Consider the following 16,316-nt stretch of genomic DNA (forward strand, 5'->3'; position numbering starts at 1 on the left):
TTTTCCGTTTGTGCCCCAATCTGACCTTCGTGACCGGCCCACGACCGCCCGATTCGACCTGAGCGAACTGACCCATCGGCTCCTCGTCGGTACGGCGTCACTGAACGCGCCAGGACCGCTGTGGTTCCTGGTGCTCAGCGGTACGGCGAACCTCGGGACAGCCGCCGGCACTACGCAGCTTGTGCCTGGCGACGCGGCCTGGCTCGATTCACGCACCGGCTTCGCAGTGACCACAGATGCTCGCGCGGAGCTTGCGGTCGCGGACCTCCGGGTCGCTGTCGCGGCGTACCCGGTCCCGAGCCCGATGGTGATTCGCGGATTCGCGGCACGGCACGCGGGCGTCGCCGAGCTGGTCCGGGGCTGCCCGCTCGACGGCGCCTGCCGTGCCTCCGTGTTTGCGGACGGGTACGGCAATCTCGTCGGTGCTGCGATGACGGACTCCTGGCTGGCGGACCAGGGTTCCGACACGCAGACGTTCGACCCGCTGGTGACTCGCGTGCTCGAAGCGGTGATCGCAGACCCGGCGAACAAGTGGAGCGTCGAGTCGCTGGCGAGCCTGGTGCACCTGTCCCGGTCCGCGCTCAGCGCCCGTTTCCAGAAGGCTGTCGGTCGGAGCCCGGTCCGGATGCTGCGGGAGGTCCGCATGGGCGCGGCCCGGAAACTGCTGTCCGACCTCAGCCTCCCGGTCGAGGCCGTCGCGTCCCGCTGCGGCTACGGCTCGATCGCGGCCTTCAGCCGGGCGTTCGCGGCCGACCATGGACTGTCACCGCAGTCGTGGAGGGCCAACACCCTTCAGGAGCCGGGATTGCGCAGCACCGCGAATCCGATCCCGCTGACGACCGCGCAGACCGCGCCGAGCACGAGCGTCGCGGCGACGCCGTGACCGTCCACGAACGCGCCACCGACGGCTGATCCGACGGTGATCGCCGCTTGGAAAGCTGTCACCTGCAGGCCCATGGCCGACTCGGTGTGGTCGCGTTCGGCACCAGCGACCCACAGCTGCGTCACGACCGGCATCATGCTGAACGCGAGTCCCCAGACGATCACGCCGGCAACGAGCATCGGGACGCCGACGGCATAACCGGTCACGGCAAGCCCCGCAGATAGCAACAGCGGCGCCGCGGCGGCAGCGACGCGCAACCGTGACGCCAAGGCGCCGGCCGCGACATTGCCCACCAGTCCGCCCAGTCCCCAGACGAGCAGCATCCAGGCGGAGCCGTCCGGTGCCACGCGCATGATCGCCAGCCGGATGTACGGGTAGGCGACGAAGTTTCCCAGTGCGGCGAACACGATCATGACCAGGCCCGCGATCAGCAGCGGATTGCGCAGCGCGCTCCGCATCATGGCGAGTCCCGCCGCCGGGTGCGCCGGAGCCGGCGGGAACACCAGGAGCAGGAACAGCAGGCTCAGCACGGTCAAAGCGGCCGCCGCCCCGAAGACCACGCGCCACCCGGCGGTGTCGGCGCCGATGGACGCGAGCGGCACGGCGACGATCGTCGCGACACTCACCCCGACCGACAGGCTCGTCGACACCAACCGCTCGCGCCCCGGAAGGGCGTGCACACCAGCGCCGAACGCGAACGACCAGTAACCCGCGATCGCGACGCCGAGGATCAGGCGACTCAGCAGCACGACCGCGAACCCGGGCGACAGCGCCACCGCCAGATCGGACACCGCGGCCACCGCGAGCAGTCCGATCAGTACGAGCCGCCGATCCGCGCGCGGCAGGACCACCGCGATCGACGGCGCCGTCACAGCACCGGCGATCGCAGTGGCGGCGACAGCCAACCCGGCGGTCCCTTCGGAGACGCCGAGGTCGGCGGCCATCCGCGGCAGCACGCTGGCCGGCAGGAACTCGCTCGCCACCAGCAGGCAGATCCCCAGATCGAGGGCGAGCAACGACACCAGCCCGGACCGCGCCCCGGGCCGTGCTGGGCTGGTGTCGAGGCTGGAAGATTCACGCGTAGAAGTCACATCCCAAGCCTCCCGTCCGCCGCTTCCCCGCGGTTGATCTCCCGTCGCGAACGCTTGATCAGAACACCCGATGGGTACCCGGAGGACGACGTACGACGGAAGGCTGGCTGATGAGCTCCGACCAGGGGGCGTACGAGCGTGATGACGAGAGCTCCGGGGAACGCCTCGATCGGCACTGGAACGAGCTGCTGCAAGAGCTGCGGCTCGTGCAGACCGGGACGCAGATCCTCTTCGCCTTCTTGCTCGGAATCGCGTTTCAGAACCAGTTCCACAACGCGGACGGTTTCACGCATGCGGTGTACGCCTGCACGCTGGTCGCGGCGGCGTTAGCGGTCGGGCTGTTCCTGGCGCCGGTCGCGGTGCACCGGCTGCTGTACCGCCACGGTTTGCGTGACCGCCTGGTCACCACTACGGACCGCCTGGCGCGGGGCGGTATGGCGCTCCTGATCGTGTCGATGTGCGGCGGCGTACTGATCGCACTCGACGTCGTCCTCCCCCGCCCCGCCGCTATCGCGACAGTCGCCGGCGTACTGATCTGGTTCGTGACGCTATGGCTCGCACTCCCGGCGTACATCAGGCACAAGGGTTGATTCGGTAGAAGTCGCGGGCGGTGGTCGAGTAGATGTGTTCGCGGTCGCTGTCCGAGAGGTGGGAGAGCGCATCGGACAGGCCGGTGAAGACTCGGTCGTATCCACCCGCTGCGGTGGAGATCGGCCAGTCGCCGCCGTACATGAGTCGCTCCGGACCGAAGACCTCCAAGGCCCGGTCGAGGAAGGGCTGCAACGAGTCCCGGGTCCAGGTTTCGGGATAGAGGCCGGAGAGCTTCGCGTACACGCGCGGGTTCTCGGCTGCGGCCGCGATGAGGCTCCACCACGGCTCGCGCTCGGCCTCGCCGATCGGTGGCTTGGCGAGGTGGTCGATCACGATCCGCAGTCCGGGGTGCCGTTCCGACAGCGTCGGGACGTGTTCGAGATGCCGCGGGAGTACGGCGACGTAGTCGAACGTCACGTCCGCCTGCTCGAGTACGCCGAGCCCTTCGTCGACGTCCGGCCGCAGGATCCAGTCCGGGTCCGGGAGATCGTGGATCAGGTTGCGAATGCCGACCACGCGCGGATCCTTACGCAACTGCGCGAGACGCTCCGCAGCGACGCCGGGGCGGTCGAGCGGGACATACGCCACGATCGCCGCCACCTCAGGATGGCGATCGGCCACCTCGAGCATCAGGTCGGTATCGCCGTCGTGATCGTCGGACTGCACCAGCACGGTCGCATCGACGCCATTACGCACCAGGTGCGGCTTGAGTTCCTCGAAGGTGAAGGTGCGGTTCCACTGCGGTACGTGCGGGCCGAGCCACCGGTACGGCGAGCGGTCCAGATCCCACACGTGCTGATGGGCGTCGATGATCATTGCGGACCTCGCTTATCGACCAGGTAGAGATGGGTGAGGACGAGGACGGTCTCCGCGCGCTGGTTGGTCACGCTGACCTGCTCGTGAACATAACCGTGGGTGTCCGGCGTCCGCTTGTGGTCCGACTTCTCGGAGATGGCCGCGGTGACCGTGATCGTGTCGCCGATGAACACCGGCTTGATGAAACGGATCTTGTCGTACCCGTACGACATCGACCGCGGATTGATGTCGCCCGCGGTCATCCCGACGGCGACCGAGAGGATCAGCGTGCCGTGGGCGATCCGCTGCCCGGCCGGCTGCGTCGCCATCCACTCGGCGTCCAGGTGGTGCGGGAAGAAGTCACCGGTCTGACCGGCGTGCAGCACGATGTCGGCCTCGGTGATCGTCCGCCCGACGGTCGTGCGGCTCTCGCCGATCTCGTACTCCTCGAACCACCGCTCCGCGACCTTCATCGCTGTCCCAACAGTCGCTCGGCCAGCGCGTTCGCGCGCCGTACCAGCTCGGCATCCGTCAGCTCACCGCGCAGGGCCGCGGTGACCCACGGCGAGACGACGTCCTGGAACTCCATGTAGCCCGCCGTCCGCGGCCGCACCCACGCGCCTTCCAGCGTCTGCCGGGTCCCGCGGAAGAAGTCCCACGAGTCCTCGTTCAGACGGTCGTCATCCCACGAGGAGGCGTACCCGGGCTGGCCGCCCGCGTCGTAGTACACCCCCGTTTGGACCTCTGGCGAGGCCAGCCAGATGGCGTACGCGCGGGCCGCGTCGAGCTCCTGCGTGTACGCCGAGACCGCGATGCCGGCTCCCCCGAGCTGCGACCCCGCGACACCACGTGGCCCGGCCGGGATGTCGACGTACTTGAGCCGATGGGAACGGAAGCCGAGCCGCGAGTAGTTCGTGTACCCGTACGCCAGTGGGACGTAGGCCCATTGCTCGTCCCCCGACAGTGCTTCGGCGACCTCGATCGGATTGGCCGCGAGGCACCACGCGGGCACCCGTTCCGCGAGCCGATGCATCAGGTCGAGTACGACGCCCGCGTCGTCATCGGCGAGGAAGCGGCCCGGCGCGGCCGCCACCGGCGTACCGCGGTTGGCGGCGAGAGTGCACAGGGTCGAGTACGCGTCGATCGGCTTCGCGGGCCAGAGCACCCTGCCGTCGCGGGCCAGCTCGAGTACGCCGTCCCAGTCCGTCGGCGGCGTGGGGAGCAGATCCGGCCGATGTACGGCGACCTGCGCGGCGGAGTCGGTGGCGAGTCCGTACTGGTGACCGTCGTGGGCGTACGAAGCGTGGCTGTTGCCCACGGCGTCGGATGTTAGCGCTGCTAGCGCTTCGTCATGACCGGCTCCGTCCAGCGGTGCTAGCAGTCCGTCGGCCGCCGCCAGCGGGACGTGCGGATGGTCGATGACGAGCAGGTCGTACCGGGCCGCGAGCCCCGCGATCGGCTCGTCGGCGAAGGCCTGGAGCGAGCGGTACTCCCACTGCACGTCGACACCGGTACGACGGGCGTACTCCTTCGCCGCCGCGACCTGGCAGTCGTACCCGCGCGGATGCTCCCAGGTCATGCCACGCAACGTCGTCATGCGATCTCCTCCACCGAGTGCGGTTCGACCGGATCGTGCTCGCCCAGCTGGGGCGCCGGCCGCGAGTTGGTCAGCCGCTCACCGTCGATCCTGATCGGGCTCCGCGTCGTGGTCAGCTCGAGCCCGTCCCGATGGAGCTGCTGCGTCATCGCGATCGCCCGGAAGCCGTCGTGCGCGACCAGTTCGTCCAGGGTGAGAACGGGCGCGCACCACACGTCCTCGGCGTCGAGAACGGCCAGCCATTCATCGCGGGTCCGGGTGCTGAGCCGTTCCGACAGCAGGTCCTCGATCTCCTCCTGCCGATCCCACCACGACTGCGGATCGGTCATCGCCGCGAGCTCGGGCAGGTCGAGCAACCGGCCGATGGTCGGGACCGGATTCATCGCGATCGCGAGGTAGCCGTCGCTGGTCGGATAGATGCCGTACGGCGCCGGCAGGAACGCGTGCGCCGAGCGGCTGCCCTTCCGTCGTACGGCGATCGACGGGTCGTTCAACCGCGTCGTCAGCAGCTCGAACTCGAGGTCGAGCAGCGCTTCCAGCAGACTGGTCTGCGCGTGTCCGCCTCGGCCGGTGCGGAACCGTCGTACCAGCAGCGCCGTGATGCCCTGGGCCAGATGACAGCTGGCGAGATGATCGGCCACGGCCAGTCCGACCGGCACCGGAGGATCGTCGCGGGAACCGTTCAGCCAGGGCAGGCCGGCGATCGACTGGGCGAGCAGATCCTGTCCGGGCCGGTCCTTGAACGGGCCCGAGTCGCCGTACCCGCTGACGCTGCCGTAGACGATGCCGGGGTTGATCCGGCGGACCGTCTCGTAGTCGAGGCCGAGCCGTTCCATCACGCCGGGACGGAAGTTCGTGACCACCACGTCGGCCGCCGCGACCAGCGCCCGCACCTTGCTGAGGTCGGCCGGGTCCTTCAGGTCGGCGACGATGCTCTCCTTGTTCCGGTTCATCGCGTGGAACGACATGCTGTCGCCCGAGACCATCCGGCCCGCGAACGCCAGTTGTCGCCCGGCGTCACCGCTGCCGGGGCGCTCGATCTTGATCACCCGCGCGCCCAGATCGGCCAGCCGCAACGCCGCCACCGGCCCGGCCAGGAACTGGCTGAAGTCGAGGACGGTGACCCCGGACAGGGGAAGTTCCGTCACCACTCGGTTCCCATCGTTGTTCCTCTCAGATCGTGCATCGGTGATTCAGGCGGCTCAGCCGGTTCAGGCGCCGTACGGCGGCGGCTCGCCACCGCTCGCGGCGGACGTGTAGGCCGCCTCGACCACCGCCATCGTGCGGAAGACGTCCTCCACCGACGTGGGCAGCGAAGGGATCGAGCCCCCCAGGTAGCGCTGGACGACGCTCATCGAGCCGATGAACGCGTCGGGGAACCACGAGCCTTCGAACGGCACCGGACGCCAGCCCTCCTCCAGGCGATCGTCAGTAACGAGTTCGAGCCGGTCCTCCCCACCGCGCGGGTAGTCGAGCAACAGCCCGAGCTGCACCCGTACGGCGCCCTTCGTGCCCTCCCACTTGATGTAGCTCTCCTCGTACCGTTCACCGAACCGGTGATCGTGATTCGTCGACACCACGACCCGCACCGGTCGGTCGCCGTACGTCAGAGCGATGTCGGAGCGGCTGTTCGCGTGGGTCTTCTCCGGGTGCCGGACGGTGACCGCGGACACGCCCGTCGGATCGCCCAGGAACGAGCGGACCAGGTCGAGGTAGTGCACGCTGTGCATGTTGATCTCGAGCCGGTCGAGCTCGAGGACATACGGGAACATCTCCCACGGCGTACGGACCGAGACGCGGATCTCGAAGTCGTAGAGCTCGCCAATGATGCCGTCGGCAATCAGCTGCCGCGCGACGGCGACGTACGGCGCGAACCGCAGCTGGGTGTTGACCGCGGCGACGAGGCCCTTGCGGCGACAGACCTCGCGGGTGCGGATGCCTTCGGCGAGATGGTTGCCCAAGGGTTTCTGGAGCAGTACGGCGGCTCCGTCCGGCAGCTGTTCGAGGACGTCGACGTGCGCCTCAGGCGGGAGGGCGACGTCGTACACCGCGTTGTCCGGTGCGGCTGCGACGGCGGCAGCGACATCGTCGTACGCCGTCGGTATGCCGTACTTGTCTTTGAGGGCCTCTGCCCGGTCGAACTGGAGGTCGGTGATGCTCGCGACGGGGAAGCCGGCCTTGCTGTACGCGGGCAGGTGGGCGTCGCGGACGATGCCGCCGGCGCCGACAATCACGATCGGGCACGGGTTCGCCGGCCGGGCGAGGGTGTAGCCGGGGTGCGGCGCGAACTCCGGCGGTGCGAACTGAGGAAGGCCGGTCATCAGCCCTTCACCGCCCCGACCGTCTCGCCGCGGATGAGGAACCGCTGGGCGCCGAGGAAGACCGCCAGCAGCGGCAGCATCGAGATGAACGTCGCCAGCGCCAGCTGCGGCATGTAGAGCTTGACGTCCAGGCCTGCCGCGACGGTCGGGTTGAAGAGCGGGCTCGCGCCGATCAGCTGCTGCAGACCGATCGACACGGTCTGGTTCCTCTGGTTCGACGACAGCAACGCCAGCGGCAGGAAGAAGTTCGTCCAGTTCGCGACGAAGGCGAAGAACGCGACGAGTACGACGACCTGCTTGGAGATCCGTAGCCCGATCCACCAGAACACCGACACCTCCCCGAGCCCGTCCAGGCGGGCCGCCTCGACGAGTTCCTTCGGCATCGTGATGAGGTAGTGGATGTAGGACAGGTACACGCCGAAGGGGAAGAACCCCATGATCAGCGCGACCGGCCACAGCTGGCCGACCGCACCGACCGCGTTCACCTCGAGGAACAGCGGGATCACCAGCACGGTGTTCGGCATCACCATGGTGACCAGGGTGATCAGGAGCACCGCCCGGCGGGCCCGGAACCGCAGCCGTGCCATCGCGTACCCGGCCGGCAGCGCCGCGACGACGGCGAGGATCGCGCCGCCCGCGGCGACGATGAGCGAGTTCGTCATCCAGCGGGTGAACAGGCCGCCGTCCGGGCCGAACCCGTTGACCTGGGACCAGCTGTACCGGACGTTGCTCCAGGCAATGTCTCCGAGGCCGAGGAACCCGCCGCTGCCGTTCTCCACGCCGTCGTTGGAGCGGAACGCCATCGCGACGAAACCGGCGATCGGCACCAGGAAGATCGCGGCGACGAACAGCATCGACACCACCCTGGCCAGCCGGCCGGGGCTCCAGCTCTCAATACCTCTGGTGTGCGCTGCCATCAGTTGTCCTCCTCGCCGAAGAGCCCGCTGCGGAACACGATCAGCAGTCCGATGCCGAGGGTGATCACGAGCAGGATCAGCGACATCGCCGCCGCGGCCGGGAAGTTGTAGTTGCTGAAGGCAAACGCGTACCCGAGTTGCGTCGGCGTCCACTGGTCGGGCAGCGCGTTGCTTGCCACCTGGTCGAGGAGCTGCGGCTCGAGGAACAGCTGGAACCCGTAGGCGAGATTCATCAGGGCCGCGTACCCGATCCACGGCCGGATGATCGGGAGTTTGACGTGCCAGGCCAGCTGCCACGCGTTCGCGCCGTCCAGGGCGGCCGCCTCGAAGATGTCGTCGGGGATGCCGTTCAGCCCGCCGTTGACGACGACGATCCAGGATCCGACGCCCTGGAAGAACATCATCGCGGTGAGGATGAACGGCAGCTGACCCGGTGCGGCGACCGCCTGTTTGATCGTGTCGACACCGATCGCGTGCCAGAACCCCTCGATCGGCGACTGCCCCGGGTTGAGCAAGTACACCCACAGGACGAAGTTGGCGATGCCAGCCAGTGCGCCGGGGATGTAGTAGACGAACCGCATCGCCGAACCGAACCGGCCGGGGCTGGCGTGGATCAGCAGCGCGAGGCCGACGATGCCGACCATCATGATCGGCAGCCAGATCACCAGCGTCGCGAGCACGTTCTGGAACGTGTCGACGAACCGGTAGTCGGTGAACACCGTCTTGAAGCTCGCGACGCCGCCGAACCCGGTGCTCGGGTCCAGCGGTGTCGGCGGCTTCTCCAGCGCGGTCTTGATCGCGTAGCCCACCGGCACGATGCCGCCGATGAGCAGCAGGACGACATACGGCGACAACAAGAGCCAGGCGCCGCGCGTCTCACTCGACCGGGACGCCTTCGCCCGGGATCGCTGGGGCTTCGGCACCGGCACACTCGTACTGCGCTTGTCGACCGTCGCGGTCGTCATGCGGAACTCCTGCTCTACTTGACGGTGTAGCCCATGGCCTTGGCCTGTTTGAGAAGTTCGTCGTTGAACCCGGTCCAGGCCTGGTCGACGCTCTTGCCCGACGCCAGGCCGGCCGCCATCGTCTCGGTCCACACGCTGCCCGTGTTGTAGAGCAGGTACGAGTGATCCGGCTGGACGTACGCGTTCGCGCCCTTCATCGCGGCGAAGGTCACCGCGTTGTCGGCGAAGTACTGCTGCTTGGCCTGCTTCGCGATCCACGCGTCCTGGACCGGTCCGTACGCCGGAAGACCGGTCGACAGCTCGACCTGCCACTTCGGGTCGGTGGCAACGAACTTCGCGAAGGTGAGCGTGTTCTCGAGCTGCTTACCGGTGATGTGCCGCGAGAAGCCCCACAGTCCCCCGCCCTCATTGCCGGTGGCCGGCTTGTCCTCGCCCTTCCAGGTCAACGGCGCGACGGCGGTCATCTGACCGGCGGGGATTTTCCAGGACTGACGGAACAGGTAGTCGCCCCACCAGGCGGCACCAGGACTCATGACGAGGTCCTTGCCGATCTTGGCGGCATCCGCGTCGAAGATCCCGACGGTCGAAGCCGCCTTCGCCTGAACGAGTTTCGCGAGCAACTCCTTGGCTCGCACGCATTTCTGGTCGGTCAGGTCGAGGTGAACCTCGGTCTCGGATTTGCGCGCGTTGGTCGGGCAGCCGGCGGCCCACAGGTACCGGTCGGGTGCGTAGGCGTCACCGGTGAAGCCGCTGAGCTTGCCCGGGTGCTCCTTCGCGATGCGCACCGCGAGCTCGCCGTACTCCTCCCAGGTCTTGGGGACCTGGTACCCGTTCTGGGTGAAGAACGCCTTGTTGTACCAGAAGATGTCCGGCGCGGCGTCGTTGCGCAGGCAGCGGATCTTGCCGTCGATCTTGCACGGCGCGATCACGGCGTCCTCGTACCCCTTGATCACGTCCGGCACCAGGTCGGTGAGATCAGCGGTGTAGTTGACCTGCGCACCCGCCGCCCAGGCGATGTCGTCGTTGGACGGGAAGAAGATCGCGTCCGGCCAGCCCTTGCCGGCCTGGTTGAACTGCGCGAACTGCTGCTGCAACGACTTGCCGCCGACAGTCCCGTCGATCTGGTTCAGCGTCACCTTGATCTCGGGATGCGCCTTCTGGAACGCCTTGGCGGCAGGCACCCGCGGCGGATCGACCCAGACGGTGATCGCACCACCGGAGTCGGTCTGCTTGACATCGGCACCCGCCCCACCGCCCGACGAACCACAAGCAGCCAGCAGACTCACCGCACACACCGCCGCCGCAACAGCCACAGTGCGCACTGTCCCGGGACGTACTCCGGGTGACTTCATGAACGAACTCCTTCGCTTCGTGTCCCGAGCGGGGCGGCGATCCAAGCCGAAGCACGCGGCGCAGAAAGGCGCCGTACCGAACAACTGCTCAAACGTTAGAGCAGAAACGCTAAACCGCTGACCCCAGATTGGTCAATCGTTTGCGCACGGACTTTTGCACACCCCTGCGGCAGCCGCCGGACGTCCTAGCGGGGTGGGGCGGTGGACTCGCGGACTACAAGTTCCGGGGGCGGGTCGGTGATGACCTCGTCGGAGGTTTCGCCGGTTTCGATGCGGCGGATGACGCTGCGGACGGCGGTCCGGCCGACGGTGTAGAACTGCATCTTCACCGCGGTGAGCGGCGGCCAGGTGTTCTCGGCGGTCCAGGAGTCGTGGACGGTGACGACGGACAGGTCGTCCGGGACGCGGATCCCGGCCTTGCGCGCCTCCCCCAGCAGGCCGACGGCGGCGTTCACGTTGGCCACAACGATGCCGGTCGGTCTCGGGTCGAGCGCCATCAGCCGGTGCAGCGCCGTACGTCCGTTGTCCACGGTGTAACCGATCCGGGTCTCATACGCCTTCGGCACGCGTACGCCGGCCGCGGCGAGCGCGAGCTTGTAGCCAGTCCGTCGGCGTTTCGCGGTGAACGACCGCGGCAGTCCGTTGGCGAACGCGATCCGCTGGTGCCCGAGCTCGAGCAGATGCCGCGTCGCGATCAACGCGCCCTGATGATCGTCGAGAGTCACCGATCCGACATGACCCGGATTGGAGGAGTTGACCAGCACGATCGGCGCCTGCGTGGTGAGCAGGTCGCGCAGACCCGCGGGTTGCACCGCGTCGCCGACCTGGAGCGCCATACCGTCGACCCGGCCTTCGCCGATCAGGCGCGCGATGACCTCGCCGCCCGGTCGTACGTCGTCCGAGCGGCCGAGCAGGACCGTGTACCCGCGCTCGGTGGCCTCGTCCTCGGCGCCGTGCATGAGTTCGGTGAAGAGCGCGTTGGTGATGTCCGGGACGACCAGGCCGACGACCTGCGTACGCGCGGACTTGAGCGCCCGGCCCGCGAAGTTCGGGCGATAGTTCAACTCCCGCGCCGCCTCGACGATCCGCTCGCGAGTCGCAGCACTCACCCGTGAGTCCGGCGCGTCACTGAGCACCCGGGACACGGCGGAGATCGAGACGCCGGCACGGGCGGCGACGTCACCCAGGGTGGCCATACCGCCCACCCTACTGACGCCTCCACTTCGCACGCTGGCACTCCCCCCAGACACGCCGCCTCCACCTACCTCACTCATCAACGGGATCGGGCTCGGCGAGTGGGTCGGCGCCGTCACGTAGGCGGCCTTGGGCTCCCAGGCGTGGTGCAGCTCGGTGGTTGCGGAGCACCTCGCCGTCGATGCGGATCGGGCTGCGGGTGGTCGTCAACAGGAGCGACTCTCCACCCGGCTCGGCCGGCGGCCGCTCCACGGTCTGGGTCATCTCGATCGCAGCGAACTCCTCTGAAGCAATCACCTCGTCGAGCGTCCGCAACTGCGCACACTCGATCCCGAACCCACCGAGAACCTCCAGCCAGTACGCCGTACCACCCGCCAAGAGCCGCTCCGCAACCCAACTCTCGTCCAGTCCATGCCCATCCGGCGAAGGGGGGTTGTTGGTTAGGGCTTGGATGAGGTTGTTGAGTGAGGTTGGGGCGACGGCTAGGTGGCCGTCAGCTGTTGGGTAGAGGCGGTGGGCCGTGGGGGTGTCGGTCGGTGGGTTGTTGAGGTGGGTGGTGAGTCGGTCGGACTGGAGGTCCAGCATGCCTTCGAGGAGGCTTGTCTCGATCAGACCGCCGCGACCAGTGCGTAGTTTGCGGACCAGCAAGGCCGTCACGCCCTCGGCCAGGTGACAGCTCAGCAGGTGGTCGGCCAGCGAGAGGCCAACTGTGACAGGGCGATCGCCGCCGTTGACCCACGTAAGACCCGACACGGACTGCGCGAGCAGATCCTGTCCCGGGCGGCTCGCCCACGGTCCGTCGGCGCCGTACCCGGACGCGGCCGCGTACACGAGCCCCGGGTTCAGCGCCCGTGCGGACTCGTAGTCGAGGCCGATCCGCTCCATCACGCCCGGCCGGAAGTTGTGGATCAGTACGTCGGCGCGCGCGACGAGGCTCTTGACCTGCTCGAGTTCGCCGGGATCCTTGAGGTCGGCCACGACCGCCTCCTTGTTCCGGTTCATGGCGTGGAACGAGACCGTGTCCTCGTCCGCCCACCGACCCGCGAACGCGAGGGTGCGGCCGATCTCGCCGGTCACCGGCCGCTCGACCTTGATCACACGCGCACCGAGATCGGCCAGCCGCAGAGCGGCGACCGGACCCGCCAGGAACTGGCTGAAGTCCAGGACCACCACTCCCGCCAACGGAAGCTCCGCCGCCTGCATCCCATCCCCCGCTCGCACGTCACCAACTGCTCAATCGTTTGCGCAACGATAAGCCACCCGCTCCCCAGGAGCAACCGATGTCAGGTGCGGAGTGGGAGGAGGGCCGTGGCTTGGGATTTGAGGAGATGGAAGCCGTGTGTGTCAGCAATCGAGGCTGCTTGAGCGGCGGTGGCGGCGGCCGCTGGGTTGCCGCCTCGGCTTTGTGCGGTTGAGAGGGTGAGTAGGGCGTGGGTCTCGAGGAACGGGTACGTTGCGCGGGCGATTGTCAGGCAGTCCTCGATCCAGTCGATGGCTGCGGTGGCGTCACCCAAAGCCAGATGCGCCTCGGCGACCGCCGACGCGGTCTGCGCCTGGGCCTTGCGATCGCGTACGACGATCGCGAGCTGATGCGCTCGCAGCGCCGTATACAAAGCCGTCGCGCCTTCGCCGCGCTGGCTGTACAACCGCGCGAGCTCGTCCAGCGTCGACAACTCGCCGCGCACGTGCAAGCGCCGTCGGTACGACGTGAGCACGTCGTCGAGCAGCAGGGCCGCACGGTCGACCTCGCCCAGCTGCCGCAACGCGCTCGCCAGATTGCCGCGGTTGGCGAGCGCCGACGTCTCTCGACCGGTCTCGTTGATCTTCAGCGCGGCCGCGAACAGGTCCGCCGCTTCGGCGAGTTCACCCTGGTGGAGCCGGATCATCCCGAGTCCGTTGACCACGATGGCGCGGATGTGGCCGTGCTGATCGTCTGCGGTGAGCTCCGTCGCGCGGCGCATCCAGAGCTCGGCGTCGACGAGCATGCCGCGCTCGAGTTGCAGCCACCCGATCTGATGGGCCAGATAGGCCGCGGCCTCGTTCCACCCGGCACCGACGGCAAGGGCCGATGCCGCCAGGCAGTCGGACAGCGCGTCCGCGTCACGTCCGACCGCTCCGAAAGCCTGCGCCCGGTTGATCAACATGGCAACGCAGACCCGGTCGTCGCCCGCAGCAGTCGCGGCGTCCAACCCGGCATGAGCGACAGGAAGCCACCCGTCGGCGTCCCGGCGCAGCAGGAAGTACCCGCGGAGCTGGTCCACGATGCGCCAGGCCAGCGCTGCCTCACCGGACTGCGCCGCACCTTGCACAACCGCCAGCAGCGCGGGCAGTTCGTGATCCAGCCAGGCGAGCGCCTCGTCCTCGGAACCGAAGTACCAGTCCGCTTCACCATGGACCTCGAGGCGCAGGAGTTGCGGATAGGCCCAGTCGATCGCGGCGGTGACGGCCTCGGCGTACCAGGTGTGCAGCCGGGTCCTCGCGGTCTCGTGTTCGGGGTCCTCGGCGAGGAGTCGCCGCGAGTACAGGCCGAGCAGGTCGTGGAACCGGTAGCGGTCCTTCGAGTGCTGGAGGAGCATGTTCGCTTCGAGCAGCGACTCCAGGACGCGGTCGGCCTCGGCCGTCGACGTACGGAGAAGGATCGCGGTGCTGTCGGCGCTGAAGTCGTCACCGGGGTGCAGGCTGCACATCCGGAACGCTCGTTGGGCGTCCGCACTCAGATCCGCGTAGCTGAGCTGGAAGCTGTTCAGCACGCTGGACTCGCCAAGGCTGAGTTCGGTGAGCCGGCGGTTGCCGTCGTCGAGGCGGTCAGCCAGATCGGCGACGGTCCACTCCTGCCGGGTAGCGAGCCGCGCGCCCGCGATCCGCAGCGCCAGCGGAAGCCGGGCACAGGCCTCGACGAGCGCACGCACGCCGCCGGGGTCGGCGTCGAGCCGAGGCGTCCGCGCTGTGGAGGCGATCAGCCGTACAGCGTCCTCGTGAGGCAGCGGCTCCAGACTGACAACGCCGGCGGCCACCAGGTCGGGCATCTTCCGCCGACTGGTGACGATCACATCGCTTCGGCCCGCTCCTGGCAGCAGTGGTCGTACCTGTGCCGCGTCCTGCGCGTTGTCGAGGAGGACCAGCATCCGGCGGTCGGCGAGCTCGCTGCGCAGCAAAGCGGCCGCTTCGGCTTCGTCCGTGCCAATACGCCGACCAGGTACGCCGAGGGCGCGCAGAAAGCGGCCAAGCACCTGGACCGGCGCAGGCGTGGTCGCATCGCTCCCGCGCAGGTCGGCGTACAACTGCCCGTCCGGGTACTGCTCGCGGAGCTGGTGCGCGGCGGTCAGGGCCAGCGCGGTCTTGCCGACACCTGCGATGCCGTTGATCAGCACGGCTCGCGACGACACCCCGCTGGACCCGCCGAGCGCCGTACGGATCGTCTCCAGCTCCCTGGTACGACCGACGAAGTCCGGTGGCGCGGACGGTGCCTGCTGGACGACCACGCGCATCGACGGCTCCGCTGGAGACCCGGTCTGCTGCCGCAGTACCTCCAGATGAACAGCGCGAAGCCGCTCCCCCGGGTCGATGCCGAGGTGCTCCACGAGCGCGGTCCGAATCCGGTCGTACGCCGCCAGCGCCTCGACCTGCCGTCCTGCCGCAGCCAGTGTCTGGATCAGCTCGACATGCAACGGCTCGTCGAACTCATGCCGCACAGCCAGTCCGCGCAACGGCTCGAGGGCCTGCTCCGGCTCGCCGAGGTCGCGTGCCAGCGCAGCGAAGGCTCGGACGGCGGCCGTGTACTCGTTGACGACAGCCGCATAGAGAGGGCTGTGAGCGATCGCGTCCACGTCGGTGTCGCCACGCCACAACTCCACGGCGCTCGCGAGCTTGGCCAGCGCGACCTCCGGCTCGGCGCGTGCGGCCTCGGTTGAGAGCTCGCGGAACTGCAGGAGGTCGAGGTCATCGAGCGCCAGTCGATAGCCGGTGCGGCCGCCGACAATCACGGAGTCCGCCGGCCGACCTGTTTCGAGCAGTCGTCGCAGCCTGGCGACGCGGGTCTGGAGCAGGTTGACGGCGTTGCTGGGTGCGCCGCGTGGCCAGAGCAGATCGACCAGTTCGTCCTGGGCGACCGTCGTACCGGCGGTGAGGGCGAGCCGCGCCAGCAGAGTCCGTTGCGGACCCGAGTTGACCGGCACCGCGAGGTCGCCGGTGCGGACTTCGAGTGGGCCGAGTACGCCGACGTACACCGGTCCGGCTGCGCTGGGGAGGGCGACGGGCCGGTGCGTCTTGGCGGCGGAGTGGAGGCTTTCGGTGTCCGATGCAGTCAGCTCCAGCGCCTTCGCCAGGGCCTCGATCGAGCTGTCTTTCGGGCTCCGGGTCCTGCCCTGTTCCAGGTCGCGGATCGCCGCGATGCTGACACCGGCGCGCTCGGCGAGGTCCCGCTGGGTGACTCCCGCGTCCTGGCGCAATCGCCGCAACAGCGCGCCGAACCCGATCGTCGGCTCCTCCTGTCGCCTGCGGGGCACGAGGACGATCCTACGGAAGCGGACAGGTCAGCCCGATTACGAGCCCTCGGCAACAGTAGATCGAAACGGGTGGAGTACGGGCGGAGTACGGGCAGCGTCGCGTCG

Annotated in this window: 14 protein-coding genes; 2 read left to right on the forward strand and 12 right to left on the reverse strand. The window is 68.4% G+C overall.

Annotated features, from left to right (window positions below):
• Positions 1-10: 10 nt before the first annotated feature.
• Positions 11-883, forward strand: a complete 873-nt coding sequence (locus tag E0H45_RS18385; RefSeq protein ID WP_131338832.1) for a helix-turn-helix domain-containing protein — start codon at positions 11-13, stop codon at positions 881-883.
• Here E0H45_RS18385 and E0H45_RS18390 read toward each other — a convergent pair.
• On the reverse strand, positions 793-1,974 hold the full coding sequence (locus E0H45_RS18390) for an MFS transporter (protein ID WP_202872384.1): 1,182 nt from the start codon (positions 1,972-1,974) through the stop codon (positions 793-795). The two genes, E0H45_RS18385 and E0H45_RS18390, sit on opposite strands and share 91 nt — an antisense overlap.
• 110 nt (positions 1,975-2,084) lie before the next feature.
• Here E0H45_RS18390 and E0H45_RS18395 point away from each other — a divergent pair, with 110 nt between their 5' ends.
• A complete protein-coding gene (locus tag E0H45_RS18395; RefSeq protein WP_131338834.1) occupies positions 2,085-2,564 on the forward strand; it encodes a DUF6328 family protein in 480 nt (159 codons plus the stop codon).
• On the opposite strand, the gene E0H45_RS18400 is transcribed toward E0H45_RS18395, so the two are convergent.
• The 11 genes from E0H45_RS18400 to E0H45_RS18450 all read right to left on the reverse strand — a co-directional run bounded on the left by E0H45_RS18400 (position 2,548) and on the right by E0H45_RS18450 (position 16,211).
• Positions 2,548-3,381, reverse strand: coding sequence for an amidohydrolase family protein (locus E0H45_RS18400; protein WP_131338836.1), 834 nt, complete (start codon positions 3,379-3,381; stop codon positions 2,548-2,550). The two genes, E0H45_RS18395 and E0H45_RS18400, sit on opposite strands and share 17 nt — an antisense overlap.
• On the reverse strand, positions 3,378-3,833 hold the full coding sequence (locus E0H45_RS18405) for a MaoC family dehydratase (RefSeq protein WP_131338837.1): 456 nt from the start codon (positions 3,831-3,833) through the stop codon (positions 3,378-3,380). Before E0H45_RS18405 ends, E0H45_RS18400 begins: the two co-directional genes overlap by 4 nt.
• Positions 3,830-4,957, reverse strand: coding sequence for an extracellular solute-binding protein (locus tag E0H45_RS18410; RefSeq protein WP_131338839.1), 1,128 nt, complete (start codon positions 4,955-4,957; stop codon positions 3,830-3,832). Before E0H45_RS18410 ends, E0H45_RS18405 begins: the two co-directional genes overlap by 4 nt.
• Positions 4,954-6,105 (reverse strand): CaiB/BaiF CoA transferase family protein, encoded by a 1,152-nt coding sequence (locus E0H45_RS18415; protein WP_238155077.1) that lies wholly within the window; start codon positions 6,103-6,105, stop codon positions 4,954-4,956. Before E0H45_RS18415 ends, E0H45_RS18410 begins: the two co-directional genes overlap by 4 nt.
• Before the next feature lie 63 nt (positions 6,106-6,168).
• A complete protein-coding gene (locus E0H45_RS18420; RefSeq protein ID WP_131338843.1) occupies positions 6,169-7,278 on the reverse strand; it encodes a Gfo/Idh/MocA family protein in 1,110 nt (369 codons plus the stop codon).
• Complete coding sequence (locus E0H45_RS18425) at positions 7,278-8,195, reverse strand: carbohydrate ABC transporter permease (protein ID WP_131338844.1); 918 nt, start codon at positions 8,193-8,195, stop codon at positions 7,278-7,280. Before E0H45_RS18425 ends, E0H45_RS18420 begins: the two co-directional genes overlap by 1 nt.
• On the reverse strand, positions 8,195-9,160 hold the full coding sequence (locus E0H45_RS18430; RefSeq protein ID WP_131338846.1) for a carbohydrate ABC transporter permease: 966 nt from the start codon (positions 9,158-9,160) through the stop codon (positions 8,195-8,197). The genes E0H45_RS18425 and E0H45_RS18430 overlap by 1 nt, the downstream gene beginning before the upstream one ends.
• Before the next feature lie 14 nt (positions 9,161-9,174).
• Positions 9,175-10,512 (reverse strand): ABC transporter substrate-binding protein, encoded by a 1,338-nt coding sequence (locus tag E0H45_RS18435; RefSeq protein ID WP_131338848.1) that lies wholly within the window; start codon positions 10,510-10,512, stop codon positions 9,175-9,177.
• 185 nt (positions 10,513-10,697) lie between these two features.
• Entirely contained in the window at positions 10,698-11,708 is a 1,011-nt protein-coding gene (locus tag E0H45_RS18440) for a LacI family DNA-binding transcriptional regulator (RefSeq protein ID WP_131338850.1), read from the reverse strand.
• Between the two features lie 70 nt (positions 11,709-11,778).
• On the reverse strand, positions 11,779-12,927 hold the full coding sequence (locus tag E0H45_RS18445) for a CaiB/BaiF CoA transferase family protein (RefSeq protein ID WP_238155078.1): 1,149 nt from the start codon (positions 12,925-12,927) through the stop codon (positions 11,779-11,781).
• Positions 12,928-12,989: 62 nt separating this feature from the next.
• A complete protein-coding gene (locus tag E0H45_RS18450) occupies positions 12,990-16,211 on the reverse strand; it encodes a BTAD domain-containing putative transcriptional regulator (protein ID WP_131338852.1) in 3,222 nt (1,073 codons plus the stop codon).
• Positions 16,212-16,316: the final 105 nt, after the last annotated feature.

This window comes from Kribbella soli (assembly GCF_004331345.1).
GTDB classification, from domain to species: Bacteria; Actinomycetota; Actinomycetes; order Propionibacteriales; family Kribbellaceae; genus Kribbella; species Kribbella soli.

Bases quoted from the DNA above. Each gene is read 5' to 3' on its own strand.
- E0H45_RS18395 (WP_131338834.1), top strand. From the start codon at position 2,085: ATGAGCTCCGACCAGGGGGCGTACGAGCGTGATGACGAGAGCTCCGGG.
- E0H45_RS18400 (WP_131338836.1), bottom strand. From the start codon at position 3,381: ATGATCATCGACGCCCATCAGCACGTGTGGGATCTGGACCGCTCGCCG.
- E0H45_RS18405 (WP_131338837.1), bottom strand. From the start codon at position 3,833: ATGAAGGTCGCGGAGCGGTGGTTCGAGGAGTACGAGATCGGCGAGAGC.
- E0H45_RS18410 (WP_131338839.1), bottom strand. From the start codon at position 4,957: ATGACGACGTTGCGTGGCATGACCTGGGAGCATCCGCGCGGGTACGAC.
- E0H45_RS18420 (WP_131338843.1), bottom strand. From the start codon at position 7,278: ATGACCGGCCTTCCTCAGTTCGCACCGCCGGAGTTCGCGCCGCACCCC.
- E0H45_RS18425 (WP_131338844.1), bottom strand. From the start codon at position 8,195: ATGGCAGCGCACACCAGAGGTATTGAGAGCTGGAGCCCCGGCCGGCTG.
- E0H45_RS18430 (WP_131338846.1), bottom strand. From the start codon at position 9,160: ATGACGACCGCGACGGTCGACAAGCGCAGTACGAGTGTGCCGGTGCCG.
- E0H45_RS18435 (WP_131338848.1), bottom strand. From the start codon at position 10,512: ATGAAGTCACCCGGAGTACGTCCCGGGACAGTGCGCACTGTGGCTGTT.
- E0H45_RS18440 (WP_131338850.1), bottom strand. From the start codon at position 11,708: ATGGCCACCCTGGGTGACGTCGCCGCCCGTGCCGGCGTCTCGATCTCC.